12 protein-coding genes are annotated in these 13,154 nt (G+C 72.1%); 4 read left to right on the forward strand and 8 right to left on the reverse strand.

The window, feature by feature from the left end:
- Positions 1–2: 2 nt before the first annotated feature.
- Genes ACFYOY_RS21010 through ACFYOY_RS21045 form a run of 8 tightly spaced genes read right to left on the reverse strand, consistent with a single transcriptional unit; the run spans position 3 to position 9,788 of the window.
- Positions 3–1,604, reverse strand: coding sequence for an aldehyde dehydrogenase family protein (locus ACFYOY_RS21010; protein ID WP_388588721.1), 1,602 nt, complete (start codon positions 1,602–1,604; stop codon positions 3–5).
- Complete coding sequence (locus ACFYOY_RS21015; RefSeq protein WP_351893685.1) at positions 1,601–3,310, reverse strand: class I adenylate-forming enzyme family protein; 1,710 nt, start codon at positions 3,308–3,310, stop codon at positions 1,601–1,603. The genes ACFYOY_RS21010 and ACFYOY_RS21015 overlap by 4 nt, the downstream gene beginning before the upstream one ends.
- A gap of 3 nt (positions 3,311–3,313) precedes the next feature.
- Positions 3,314–4,021, reverse strand: coding sequence for a cupin domain-containing protein (locus tag ACFYOY_RS21020; RefSeq protein ID WP_351893688.1), 708 nt, complete (start codon positions 4,019–4,021; stop codon positions 3,314–3,316).
- On the reverse strand, positions 4,018–5,190 hold the full coding sequence (locus ACFYOY_RS21025) for an SIS domain-containing protein (RefSeq protein WP_388588725.1): 1,173 nt from the start codon (positions 5,188–5,190) through the stop codon (positions 4,018–4,020). The genes ACFYOY_RS21020 and ACFYOY_RS21025 overlap by 4 nt, the downstream gene beginning before the upstream one ends.
- Positions 5,187–5,993 (reverse strand): BtpA/SgcQ family protein, encoded by an 807-nt coding sequence (locus ACFYOY_RS21030; RefSeq protein WP_351893695.1) that lies wholly within the window; start codon positions 5,991–5,993, stop codon positions 5,187–5,189. Before ACFYOY_RS21030 ends, ACFYOY_RS21025 begins: the two co-directional genes overlap by 4 nt.
- A gap of 3 nt (positions 5,994–5,996) precedes the next feature.
- Positions 5,997–7,568: an aminotransferase class I/II-fold pyridoxal phosphate-dependent enzyme gene (locus ACFYOY_RS21035; RefSeq protein WP_351893699.1), complete on the reverse strand. Its 1,572-nt coding sequence runs from the start codon at positions 7,566–7,568 to the stop codon at positions 5,997–5,999.
- Positions 7,569–7,621: 53 nt separating this feature from the next.
- Positions 7,622–8,539, reverse strand: a complete 918-nt coding sequence (locus ACFYOY_RS21040) for a TauD/TfdA family dioxygenase (protein WP_388588729.1) — start codon at positions 8,537–8,539, stop codon at positions 7,622–7,624.
- Positions 8,540–8,558: 19 nt separating this feature from the next.
- Entirely contained in the window at positions 8,559–9,788 is a 1,230-nt protein-coding gene (locus tag ACFYOY_RS21045) for an MFS transporter (RefSeq protein ID WP_388588732.1), read from the reverse strand.
- Between the two features lie 374 nt (positions 9,789–10,162).
- On the opposite strand from ACFYOY_RS21045, the gene ACFYOY_RS21050 reads away from it, so the two are divergent.
- The 4 genes from ACFYOY_RS21050 to ACFYOY_RS21065 all read left to right on the forward strand — a co-directional run bounded on the left by ACFYOY_RS21050 (position 10,163) and on the right by ACFYOY_RS21065 (position 13,141).
- Complete coding sequence (locus tag ACFYOY_RS21050; protein WP_388588734.1) at positions 10,163–10,552, forward strand: NUDIX domain-containing protein; 390 nt, start codon at positions 10,163–10,165, stop codon at positions 10,550–10,552.
- Between the two features lie 256 nt (positions 10,553–10,808).
- Positions 10,809–11,783, forward strand: a complete 975-nt coding sequence (locus tag ACFYOY_RS21055; protein WP_388588737.1) for a LuxR C-terminal-related transcriptional regulator — start codon at positions 10,809–10,811, stop codon at positions 11,781–11,783.
- Positions 11,784–12,194: 411 nt separating this feature from the next.
- Positions 12,195–12,686: a hypothetical protein gene (locus ACFYOY_RS21060; RefSeq protein ID WP_351893714.1), complete on the forward strand. Its 492-nt coding sequence runs from the start codon at positions 12,195–12,197 to the stop codon at positions 12,684–12,686.
- A 221-nt stretch (positions 12,687–12,907) separates the two neighbouring features.
- Positions 12,908–13,141, forward strand: a complete 234-nt coding sequence (locus ACFYOY_RS21065) for a hypothetical protein (RefSeq protein ID WP_351893717.1) — start codon at positions 12,908–12,910, stop codon at positions 13,139–13,141.
- Positions 13,142–13,154 lie beyond the last annotated feature (13 nt).

A 13,154-nucleotide genomic window follows, 5' to 3' on the forward strand; every position in this document is an offset into this window, starting at 1 on the left:
GCTCAGCCCCTGCCCACGCGTACGGTCACGGTCTTGGGGCGCTGGTACTCGGTGAGCGCCAGCACGCTCATGTCCGTGCCGTGCCCCGAGCCGCCACGTCCGCCGTGGGGCAGTTCCGCGGTCTGTTCCAGGCAGCAGTTGACCCACACCTCGCCGGCGTTCAGCTCCCCGGCCAGCTCCAGGACGGTGTCCGTACGGGTGCCCCAGACGCTCGCGGCGAGGGCCTGCGGCACCGAGTTGGCCAGGGCCAGGGCCTCGGCGTGGTCGTCCGCCGCCTGCACGGTGAGCACCGGCGCGAACACCTCCTCCAGCACCGCCGGATCGTCCGGGGGCAGGTCGGCGAGGATGCGGCCGGGCCGCCAGTGGCCGCCCTCCTCGCCCGGGGGCGGCGCGAGCGGGGCGATGTGCTCGATGCCCGCCGCGCTCTGCCCGATGATCCGGTCGTAACGGGCCGCCTGGTCCGCGTTGTTGAGCGGGCCGAAGTGGACACCGGCGCGTCGGTCGGCCATCGCCTTGGCCAGCCCCTCGACGGTCTCCAGGTAGTTCTCCCGGAGGGTGATGACGCGGGCGGGGGCGGCGCAGCTCTGCCCGGCGTTGTAGGTGGCGGCCCGCACCAGCGCCGCAAAGGTGTCCGGCGGCGCGTCCGGCAGCACCAGCGCCGGGCAGTTGCCGCCGAGCTCCAGGCTGACGCGGCGCAGTCCGGCACGGGCGACGATGTCGCGGCCGCCCGCCTCGCTGCCGGTGAACGCCACCGCGTCGATGTCGCTTTCCACCAGCAGACGGCCGGTGTCGCGGTCGCCCGTCACCGTCAGCAGGACACCGGGACCCAGCGTCGCCGCCGCGTCCCGCGCCAGGAGCAGCGCGGTGTCCGGGGTGGTCAGCGCGGGCTTGAGGACCACGGTGTTGCCGGTGGCCAGCGCGGGCCCGATGCGCCACGCGGCCATCATCAACGGGTAGTTCCAGGGCACGATCACCCCGATGACACCCAGCGGCTCCCACCGCACCCAGCTCTCCCGGCCGGGCAGGTATCGCCCACTCGCCGGAGAGACGTCCGCGCGCACCGCGCCCGCGTAGAAGCGCAGCAGATCGGCGCAGTTCTCGACCTCGCCCGCCGCCTCGGCGGCGGGCTTGCCGGTGCCCGCCCGCTCGGCCGCGACGTACTCGGCGGACCGCTCCTCGATCAGGTCGGCGAGGCGGAGCAGCCGGCGCGCCCTGACGCGGGGCGCGAGCGCGGCCCAGGAGGGCGCGGCGGCGCGGGACTCGGCCACCGCGGCCGCCACCTCCGGCTCACCGCCCCGCGTGATCCGCCGCCGCTCGTGTCCGGTGCGGGGGTCGGTCAGCACCGTCTCGGCGACGGCGGGGCCCAGCTTGCCCGCCACGAACGCGGCGATGCGCTCTACGGTGCGGAAGCGGTCCTGGGACAGGTCGGCGGCCGTCACACCGATGCCGAATTCCTTCTCCATCGCCATGAACAGATTCATGAAGCCGATGGAGTCGAGCAGACCGGACTCGATCAGATCGGCCCCGGGTGGTGGCGGCTCGATCTGGAGGACCGTACACAGCAGGTCCGTGACGCGGGATGTCATCCCGGAGGGGGTGTTCATGGGGTACTCCTGGGGCTGGGCGGGGGGAATGCGGGGGCCGGGCGCGGGTGGCCTTCCGTGGCGCCGTCCCGCGGCGTGGCGGCCAGCCGTTCGGCCAGTTCCCGGCGCAGGACCTTGCCGGTCCGGGTCCTCGGGATGGCGTCGAACGGCACCACACGGCGTGGCAGCACCGCGGGCCGGAACGCCGCGGCCAGCGCGGGCAGCACATCGGGAGGGCCGTCGGCACCGGGGTCCGGCACGACCGCCGCCACGATCTCCTCACCCAGGAAGCGGTGCGGAAGCGCGGCACACGCGGCGTCCCGGACCCGGGGCACGGCGCGCAGCACCCGGTCCATCTCGTCCAGGGAGACGGTCTCGCCGCCGACCTTGGCGATGTTCTTGCGGCGCCCGGTGACGACGACGAAGGGCTCGGCGCGGTCCGGGTCGGCGACCTCCATCCCCAGGTCCTGGGTGTGGAACCAGCCGCCCGCGAACGCCTCGCCGGTCGCGGCCGGGTTGGCCTCGTAGCGGGACATCACATTGTGGCCGCGCACACAGATCTCTCCCACCTGCCCGGGAGCCACCCGCTCGCCCTCCGGGGTCAGCACCGCCACCTCGTTGCCGAACAGAGCCGTGCCGATCGACGGGATGTCGGTGTCGAGCATCAGCCGCCGGTAGGTGTCCTCGGACAGATCGGCCGGCAGCGTGGTGGAGAAGTTGACCGTCTCGGTCAGCCCGTAGCCCTGGAGCACCCGGGCACCGAACCGGTCCCACACCGCCCGCGCCGTGCGTGTGGTCAGCGGTGCGGCTGCGGAGACGAAGTACCCGAAGTCGTCCGGGAGTTGGGGCGACCGCCAGGTCTCCAGCAGCGCCTCCAGCACACTGGGCACCACGCTGGCGATCCGCGGCCGGAACCGCTGGAGCAGCCGGGGGTAGCGCAACGGATCGAAGCCGTCGGCGAGCAGCACATGGGCGCCGGCCGCCAGGACGCCGAGGACGGTGAAGTGCAGACCGTTGACATGGTGGACGGGAAGGCAGCCGAGCAGCCGGTCACCGGGGCGCAGCCCATGGTGGCGGCCGAGCGCCTCCGCGTTCACGGCGGCGTTGTAGTGGGACTGGGCGACCAGTTTGGAGGCCGCCGTGGACCCCGAGGTGGCGAAGAACAGGGCGTCCTGGTCCGGGTCGATCTCCGGGCCGTCGAGGTCGTCCTGCGGCTCCTCCAGGGTCCGCGGATCGGGGAGGGCGACCGCCTCCGGCAGCGCCTCGGCGGGCACCGACGGCGGCCGCAGAACCACCTGCGCCCGCACCGCCTCGGTCTGCTGCCGTCGCCGGTCGGCGGGATCCTGCGGACCGAGCAGCAGCAGCGGGCAGCCCGCCCGCAGCACCGCGAGGACGGCCACGATCGAGGCCGGGTCGTTGACCGGGGCGAGGGCCACGGTCCGCCCGGCCGCCACCTGGAGCCCGGTGCGCAGCCATCGGGCCAGGCGCCGGCTCAGCAGATCGGCCTCGCCGTAGCTGAGCGTGGTGAGCTCACCGTCGTCCGCCACGGTCGTCAGGAAGGGGGCCCCGCCCCGGGTCCGGGCGTGGTGCGCGAGCCAGGACACCAGGGTGGGGTGCGGCGTCAGCCGGTCCTCGAAGGGGATGCCGCGGTAGGTATGGGCCATCGCGGCGTCGGTGGACGGGGACGTGGCCACCGACACCTCATCGGCGCTGGTTGGAGAGGCCATCGCTCACCCGAACCGGTGGGGGGAGTGGGTGCAGCCCTTCGCCGCGAGCTCTTCGCCGCTGGTCGCCCGGATGTCGCAGATCCGGCAGGTGATCTCCCCGAATTCGCCCAACAGCGCCGCATAGGCGGTGAGCTCCTGCCGGTCCAGGCTGTCGAGGCGGCGGTGCGGTGCGCCCACGGACAGGATCATGTGGTCGCTGACCGCGCCCACGGCATGGGTGATGGCTCCCTGGACCATGTACACCTGACCGGGGCGGGTCTGCACGATCTCCCCGGCCACCGCGATCGTCCCGGTGCCCGCGAGCACGAACAGCAGATGGTCGCCGGGGTGGGTGTGGGGTGCGAAACCGCTGCCCGCCGGGATGTGGAGGATGTCGGCTCCCACATGGCCGCTGGACACCAGGGAGTGTCCGGTGGCGTCCGCGGTCTTCGTCACCTTCGTCGGGCCGGGCTCGACGGTGATGCCGAGCTGCTGTGTCGTGCCGTCCAGACCGAGGTCCTCGGCCCAGTCACAGATCAGCAGGGGGCCGGGCGGTGTCCCGGGCGCCTCGGGGCGCTCTTGGGCGGGCAGTTCGTCGGCCTTGGCGCGGCCGAACACCGAGAGCAGTTCGAGCGATTTCGCCCTGCGCTCCGCGGGGTCGAGGTCGTGCAACTCCTCCGTCAGGAGGGAGATGATCTGCTGGGTGGACAGGTCGTCCGTAGTCCGGGTCACGGTGTCTCTCCGCGGTCTTGGGGGGTGGTCGGGATCGGACGGGGCAGGTCGGCCAGGAACGGCACCCGTCCCAGGTGTTGGGCGAGATGGCAGGAAAGAGGGGCGGCGAACACGTGGTAGAGGAGGGGCGAGAACTCCTCCCGTACATCTCCGGTCACCGGCAGCGCGGCCCAGCCGTGCCGGGCGATCGCGGAGTCGTCCTCGGGGGCGACGGTGATGACACGCCGCCCGAGCGCCGCCGCCTTCGCGGCCACCTCCGCGGCGTGCCGGTACGAGCGCCCCGGCGCGGCCACCACGATCACGGGCGCCTCGGGCGGGCGGGCGAACCGCTCGACATGGCACCACTCCTCCAGGTCCTGCCCGGTGGCGAAGACGCCGGAGGTCTCGATCACCTTGGCGGCGGCGAAGAGCGCGGTGCCGTGGGAGGGCCCGCTGCCGAGCACACTCAGCACGGCCGCGTCGGCGATGCGTTCAGCGGTCTCACGGCACCGGGTCCGGGCCCTCTCGGCGGTCGCCTCGACCGGTCCGGCCAGTGCGGTGAGCTCGCCCCGCAGCGCGTCCGCCTCCTGCCCGCTGAGGCGCCCGCGCAGCTCGCCCAGCCGGAGGGCGATCAGCAGCAGGCCCACCAGGCCGGCCTGGTAGGTGCGCACGCCCGGCGACCGCTCGGTGTCCGGCAGGGTGACCAGGAGCGCGTCGTCGGCCGCCCGCGTCACCGGGCTGTCGGGCGTTCCGGTGACCGCGATGGCATGCGCCCCGCCGTCACGGGCCAGCTCGGCCGACCGCACGACGAGCGGTGTGCGGCCCGAGGCGGAGACCGTGAGGGTCAGTTCCGTACGGGGTGGGCGGCCGCCGGACCCGGGGTGGTCGTACTCCACGAAGCGCAGCGCGTTCACCGGGCGGCAGTCCACCCCGGCCAGCGAGGCGAAGGCCATCCGTACGGCGCACGCCGCGTGGTAGGAGTCGCCGTCGCCCACGATGCTGACGGTGTCCACCGCCGCCCACCGCGCGGGCAGCAGGGTGCGCACCTGTTCGTCGAAGGGACCGGTCCGCTCGCGGAGGTCCGCCGCGAGGGCGTCGACCTGACGCAGCATCACCCGCGGGTCCAAAGGTGGCGGTGGCGCCTGGATTCCGGCGCCGGCCGGTGTGTTCGGTTCGCTTCGGCCGCTCACCGCTCCAGCCTCCGCACGATGTCGACGTACTCCGCCACCCGGTCGCGGTCGATCTCGCCGCCCCAGCCGTCGCGCTCCAGGCAGGTGCCCACGAACGCCCCGTCCGCCGCGGCCATCAGCCGTGCCGCGTTCTCGTGCCGGGTGTGTCCGGCCAGGATCACGGGCAGGTCCGGCGCGGCCTCGCGGACGGACGCGATCATGTCCAGCGCGGTGTCCTCGTCCGGGTGGCACAGCGACACCGCGTCGGCCCCGACGGCCCGCGCCGCCCGCGCCACCTCGGCGGTGGTCTTCTGCCCGCCGAACCACCGGAAGTGCATCGAGTCGATCTCGGCGATGATCCTGACGTGTTCGGCGCCGATCCGGCGGCGGTACTCCATCACCCGCAGCGGATCGGCCCGCACCATGCCGTGCGCGGTGAGGGTCTGCCCCACCAGGGCGCCCGCGCGGATATAGCCGCCGCCCGCGACCTTCGCCACCGCCAGGGACGCCGTGAGGGCGTTGCGCATCAGCTGTACGCCGATGTGGAACCGCTCATCGGTCGCTTCGGCCACCGCGCGCGTGATCAGGCCCATCGCCACCGTGCGCGCCGGGTCGGACTCCTCGTCCACGGTGTAGACCCGGTCCACCGTCTGGATCAGGCAGCCGTCCGCCCCGCCCTCGTACAGCGCCCGCGCGGACCGGACCGCGGTGTCGAGCGTGCGGTCGAAGGAACCGTCCTCGTGAAAGGGGGTGCCGGGCAGCGGTGACAGATGCACCATGCCGAGGACCAGTTTGCGGCCGCCCGCAGTCAACCATCCGTCCATGGCTCAGCCTCCGTATCCCGGGGCGGCGTGCGAGCGCAGCCGGTCGAAGGCGGCGGAGAGCTCGTCCCAGGGCCGCGCCGTGGTGACCCTGACGACGCCTCCGGAGAGGCAGAAGGTGAGGATTCCGGGGAACACCGAGACGCCGGTCTCCCGCAGGATGTCGCGGAAACATCGGTAGGAGTCGTCCCAACCGGGCAGTTCCACGGCGGTGTTGATGGAAAAACGCGGCGGAAGCACCCGGCCGGGGATCTCCGACAGCCGTACGGTGGCCGCGTCCCGCAGGACGGTCAGATCCTCGGCCCGGCGCAGCCGCTCGGCGCGGTAGCCGCGGTAGGCGTTCCGCAGCCCTGCCAGGTCGATGTCGTAGCCGGATTCGAACTCCTTGGCCTCGGCCGGACCCGGTGTCTCGATCCCGGTGATGAGCCACCGCTCCAGGCGGGCGAGGACCTCGATGGTCGTGTAGAAGAACGAGGGCGGGCCGCCGAAGGAGGACGACGCGTACTCGTAGTACTCGTCGATGAACGCCGGGTCGGCGAGAAACCACCCGGCCTTCAGCCCCGGCGCCGACCACGTCTTGGACAGGCTGGACACCCGCACCACCTGGGGCGCCGCGCGGTCCGCGGAGCGCTTCTCGTAGTCCCCGAGCCACTCATGGCACTCGTCCAGCACGATGACCGTGGAGGGGGAGGCGGCGCGGATCAGCCGGGCGAGATCGGCCTCGGCCACGGCGGCGCCGGTCGGATTGCCCACCGTCTGCAGCATCACCATCGGGGTGTCCGGGGTGAGGGCGGCGATCAGTGGTTCGAGGGAGGTCTGGCCGTCCTGGGAGACCAGGGGCACCAGCTGGACGTCGTGCCGGCGGGCTATCGTCTCCACCAGGGGCGGGTAGTTGGGGATCGCGCACAGCGCCGGTGAGGGGGAGCGCGGGCCGCCGTGCAGCACGAAGTCCGCGAGCGTGCTGATGGCGAAGGTGCCGCCCATGGTGATGGCCACGTTCTCGGTGCCGTAGCGCGCCCCCTGGATGCGGGCGTTCTCGTACGCGGCGATCGCCTCGCGGGCCGGGACACGTCCACGCGAGTCGGAGTAGCCGTACCAGTCCCGGTCCAGAGCGTAGCGGATGCATTCCTTCAGGCTCTGCGGCAGCCCCCACCGCTCCTCGTCGATCGACCCGCTGGAGAGGATGTAGCGGGCGTTGTCCCGCAGCTCGCCGTAGAGGTCGTCACGGAAGAACCAGTTGAAGAGCTCCTTGACGAACCGGACGGTGGCGCGGGAGGAGAGCACCTCCTCGGGCTCGACGGCCCGGCGCGGCCTGCTGGCCCGCCAGGTCTCGGCGAGCGCCGGGCGCAGGGCGTTGCCGCCGAGCTCGTGCTCGACCCGTCCCAGCCACAGGTTCCGCAGCTCCAGGGCGTCGTGGGGGTCGCGGGCCCGGGCGTAGACCTCCAGGACACGATGGTCGACGGCGGGGGTGAAGACGTCGCGGATGCCACCGGGTTGCGGTGGACGCGCCGCGGTCTCGCGCGCGTCCGGCGGGGCGTGACACGGACGCGGAGACGGTACGGATTCGAAGAGTTTCATGCGTTTCCCCGAGTGGGCCGCCCCTGTGGGCGAGCGTGAACGGATGGCATGGGCTACACGACGCGCAGGCGCTTGAGATGCCGGAGCCGGGCCTCGGACGTGGCCGAACCGCTGGTTCTCCCGTGGAAGAAGTAGGTGTTGTCGATGACGACGAGAAGCCCGCGCCGCCACTGGAGCCCTTGCGCGTGCTCGGGCGCGTACATGGCCGCCAACAGCTCGCGGAGCGCGTCGCCCACGGCTGTGGCGTCCTCCTCCGGCCCCTCGTAGGACCACTGGAGCTCATCGGCGAGGAAGTCGCGGAGCGAGAACACCCAGCGGTCCCCGACCTGCCGGGCGATCGTGGGAACGCCGGGGCGGTCGCGGTACCGGGTCCGGGAGAGCACGGCCAGGGTCCGCGGTGCCAGCCGGCGCGCCACCTCCCGCATCGGCACCAGCACCGTCCTGGCGCCCTGCGACGCGTCCCCGGGGGCCAGACACATCAGCACGATGTAGCGCGGCTGCCGCTCGACGGGGGCGCCGCTGCTCTCGGTGTGCAGCGAGAGGTAGTTGCCGGCGAAGGGCTGCAGGGCCACGTCGTCGGTGCGGGCGTGCTCGCTGCGCAGGTTGAGGATCACCTCCTCCTCCACGTACGGCGCGACCGCCGGGTCCCGTTCGGGCATGGCGGTGCCCAGGAACGCGCCGAGCGCGGTGAACCGGTCGTTGGGCAGCGGTTCATCGAGCTGGATCGCGGCCAGGCCATGGCTCCACAGCTGCTCGGACACCTCCTCGTGGAGGGCGTCGGACGGCCCGGATGTCAGGTCCGGGCGGGGGCGGCCGGTGACGTCGGCCGGCGGGGTGCCGTTTCCCAGCAGCCGCTCGCGCAGGGGGACGTGCGGATCGGCCGCGTCGGCCAGAAAGACGCCGTGGACGGGCCCGTCCCCGGCGTTCGGCACCGGGGGCCGGACGGGAGGGAGGGACGTTCGAGGTTCCATCGCAGTGCTCCTTGGGGGGTCAGCCGCTGTGCGCCGGCTGTGGGGCGCGGGTGCGCTCGGCCCAGCCGACGACCGGCTTCATGGCCAGGCCCGCGAGGACGAACAGGCCGCCGAGCAGCAGCCAGCCGAGGGCACCGCCCTGGAGGACGGTGGCGGTGAGGAAGGTGGGGGCGATCATGACGGAGGCCGCGTATCCGGAGAAGAAGAACCCCTGGTACTGCCCCTGCTTGTCCGGTGGCGCGAGATCGAACCCGATGACCCAGGCGCCGGCCGACAACACCATCTCGCCGTACACATGCACGGCGCCGGCCAGCAGCAGGAAGACCACGGCCATGACCACGCCGTCCGCCGCCGACGCGGCGAACAGGGCGCAGGCGGCGCACAGGACGAAACCGGCCTGCCGGACGGCCCGTACCGCGAGCGGAATCTCCGCCACCCGCTTGGCGATCCGCACCTGGAACGCCACCACGTTCGCCGTGTTGAGCAGGAACAGGGCCGTCACCATCCAGCGAGGGGCGTCCGTGTGCCCGGCGATCCACAGCGGCACCACGATCTCCAGCAGCACCGCATGCAGGGACAGCACCGCACTCAAGGCCGTGACCAGGGCGAAGGGCCGGTCGCGCAGGACGGCGAGCCGGGGCTGCCCGGGGACGTCCGCAGCCGTGGCCACCGGCGCCACCTTCGGCAGGGCGGTCAGCACGGCCGCGGCCACGAGGAAGGACAGGGCGTCCAGCACCAGGACGGTACGGAACGCGGCCGGGGTGTCCAGTTGCAGTGCGATGCCCGCGAAGCCGGCGCCCACCGCCACGCCCACATTGGTGATCGCCCGCAGATGGGCCCGGGTCTCCACCAGGTCCTCACCCCGCAGCGTGCTCGCGATGGCCGTCTGGAGTGCCGCCCGGCCGCCCCGCTCCATCACCACGAACAGACAAGCCGCCAGGGTGAATTGGGCGAAGGAGCCGACGACGAGATAGCCGGCGGCCGCCAGTCCGTTGAGGGCGATCAGCAGCGCTGCCGTTTCGCGTCCTCCGCGGCGGTCGGCGATATGTCCCAGGGGAACTCCGGCGAACAGCCCCACCGCTCCGGCGATGGTCAGCCCCAGCCCCAATTGGGCCACGGAAATGCCGACCACAGTGGTGAAATAAAGCGCCGAACACGTCATGAAGGCGCCGTGCCCCATGGTGATGAAGAGAGTCGCCAAGGCCAGAACACGTCCCGGCCCCGAAGCGGGGAGAAGTCGATTCAGCACGCCGACAACTGTAGGGATCGGGCGGAATTCGCAGGGAACTGCGAACGCCCGGGGCGCGGTTGGGGAAATGACCGCTCAATGACCGGAGCTTTCCCGGGGCGTCGGCCCCTCTGGACGCGGTGGGGCCGGACGGAGCAGGCCCGGTCCCGGGCATCCCCGCCGGTATGGAGCCCCGCTTGTTGTATCTTGCCTGCTGCCGTACGCCGAGGAAGCGGAGGGGGAGGCTCATGGGCTACACGCGCGGACGCCGCGTCACACACTGTCCCTACTGCGGTACCGCTTGCGCCGAGGGCGCCGGATGGCCGCGGGACTGCTCCGGCTGCGGTGAGACCCAATGGCGCAACCCGCTGCCCGCCGCGGTGGTCCTACAGCCCGTGGCAACGTTGTCCGGCCGGCTCGGAGTGGTCGTGGTGCGCCGCGCGATCGAGCCCGCCATGGGGCAACTGGCGCTGCCCGGCGGCTATGTGGAGGTCGGTGAGACCTGGCAGCAGGGCGCCGTACGGGAACTGCGGGAGGAAACCGGCCTGGCGGCCGATCCTGGGCAGGCCCGCCTCTTCGACGTGCACTCTACCCGGGACACCCTCGAGGTCTTCGCCCTGCTGCCGGTGCGCGACGCCGGCACCCTGCCCGAGCCCGCGCCGATGCCCGAGACGGCCGGATGGCAGGTCCTCGACACACCGGCCACGCTGGCCTTCGACGGCCATACGACGGCCGTGGCCGCACTCCTGGGCACGGACCTGCCCAGCGGTACGGGGCCCCGGTGAACCCCTTCGCGGCGATGGCCGTCTGTCTCTCCAAAGCCCTTCTGACAGGACCAGTGGTAGAAGAGAAAAGAAACAAAATGCTGCTGAGACACCGGCCGTCCGATGTTGGATTCCCGTCCGATTGCTCGTCGATACGACTCGTCGACGGACGAGGGGAGAGCTTGTGAACCCGCCCCTCCAGCCCACCGCTTGCGGTTCCTCGTATGTGAGTGATGCCGAAGCCGAGCTGTATTCCTGCATCCTGAGGTTCCAGCAGGTGACCAGAGAATTCCTGGCCACCTTATCCGAGCTGGAAATGTCCGAGGAAGAGCTCGACGCGGCGGTCCGCCGGCTGAAGGAACTGGGCCTGCTGCGCTCCCACTCCACGGACCCGGCGCTTTTGGTGCCCGTCGACCCCGACTTGGCCGCCGCGGCGCTCACCGCCCCGATCCAGGAGTCCCTGCAGGAACGGCGGCGCCAACTGGACCAGATCGGACTGGAGTTCGGACGGCTGCGGGCCCACTTCCTCGAAGGCAGGCGTTGCGACACCGGGAGCATCGAGGTGATCGGGCATCTGGACGAGGTCCGCGCCGCCTTGAACCGTGCCTCCAACGAGTGTCAGGAGGAGGTGCTGAGCAGTCAGCCGGGCGGCGGGCGGGCACCGGAGGTCTTGGAGGAGGCGATCAGCCGTGACACGGCGCTGCTCGCCCGGGGGGTGCGCATGCGCACGCTCTACAACCACACGGCCCGGTTCAACGCGCCGAGTCAGGCATACGTGGCCGTCATGTCCGGCCTGGGCGCCGAATACCGGACCGTCCACGATCCGTTCGGCCGCCTGATCGTCTTCGACCGGGACCTGGCGTTCGTTCCCGACCGGGAGGGGAGCCTGGGGGCGGTGATCGTACGCGAGCCGTCCCTCGTCCGCTATCTGTGCTCGGTCTTCGAGAACGCGTGGGCCCATGCCCGGCCCTTCTCGGACGCCGCCGCCGACGGCCTCGAATCGGTGGCGAAAGAGCTGGACGGAACGATCCTCCGCCTGCTGGCGGCAGGCTACAAGGACGAAGCGATCGGCCGCCGGCTGGGGATGTCGCTGCGCACCACGCGCAAGCACGTCGCCGACATCATGGACACTCTCGGTGCGGTGAGCCGGTTCCAGGCCGGAGTCCTCGCCGCCCGCGCCGGTCTGCTGGATCACGACGCGAGCGAAGACGAGAGCGAACCGGACACCGGTGTGCGGGAGGCCGCCGGGTAGTCGGCGCCTGTCTGCCATCAGCGCGTCAACGGGGGTGCGAGGCCGCGACGGCGGATACCGTCGCGGCCTCAGGTGTTTCGGCGGAGCCCGCTTCGGCGGAGCCCGTTTCCGTGGGGCCGCTGCGGCGGATCGCGTTTCGGCGGGGGCCCGTTTCCGTGGGGCGCGTCTGTCACGTCGGCGCGGGACCGCCGAAAAGGGACTGGCACACCGCACCACCGGCGGGCGAGGATGGGCATCGCCTGCGCGGGGGTTCCGCAGACACAGACTTCGGGCGGCCCGGGCGGGCCGCTCCACGTCGTCAGCTGCCCATGCCTGCCGTGCGATCGGTGCTCGATCGCCTCGGAGAGCGCTTGTGTCGTCCGTTGCCGGTGGCGGTCACGAGGTGCGACCTTTCGAGAGCGAAGGGCAAGGGTGTCCGATACCGACTGGGAACTCTTCCTCCGTGACATGGCGCTGTGCCTCTCGACGTACCAGGACAGGGGCCCCGCGGTGGTATGGCCCGAGCGCGCTCACACCGTCCTCCCGGGCCTTTACGGGACGTACGGCCGGGAACCGGCGGACAGGGAGTGGCGGCCCGCGCCCCCCGGCACCGGCGCGCACAGGCTCGCCGCCGATCTGGGCCATGTCATGGGCTACCCCGTCGAGGCGTACGAACGGCTGCTTCCCGCCGGGACGACGCTCCCCCTCGGGCGCGTCGGCGCCGACGTCCTGCTCTTCCCGCTTCGCGGCGGAGCACGCTGCCGCGTCGAGAACGACGGCCGTACGGACCACCGGAGCGGGCGAGTCGAACTTCGGCTGCGCGCCGGGGAGATGTGCTACGTCCCCGCACGCCACTCCTGCACGCTCTCCGAGGCCGTTGCCCCGTGCGAGCTGCTGCTGCTGGTGCTCCACGCCACACCATGACCACCCGCCCATGGGGGCGGTCATGTGCCGCGGATGGCCCCGCAAGGCGAAACCGGACAACCGAAGAGTGCCGTTAGGCCCCTTATGATCCCCCCTCGTTTTGTTGCCCGGCACCTTGGTGAGTGGCGGAACGCGTGGTGCGCGGGCCGGGCCCCCGCCATGATCGATCCATCCAGCCCAGGGCCGAATTCCGTACCGGATCTCTTCAACCGGAGGCCACAATGCGCACGTTGTTCCTCACCGCCGTCATGACCGCGATCGCCGCACCGGCCCTCTCGCTCTTCCTGGGCGCGGCCGCGCAGTCGGCGCACGACCGTGTCGGAACCGGCACGGGGGGCCTTCACTCGCTCGCCGTCGCCGGGGCGCCCCTGGCAGTGGGGGTCGGCTCCGACTCGCCCGAGGACGACGACACCGGCTGGGGCTTTCACGGCAGGGCTCTGCCGACGGACCGATGATGGGGCGGTGCCG

Source organism: Streptomyces sp. NPDC007875 (genome assembly GCF_042868035.1).
In the GTDB taxonomy this organism is placed as follows: Bacteria; Actinomycetota; Actinomycetes; order Streptomycetales; family Streptomycetaceae; genus Streptomyces; species Streptomyces antimycoticus.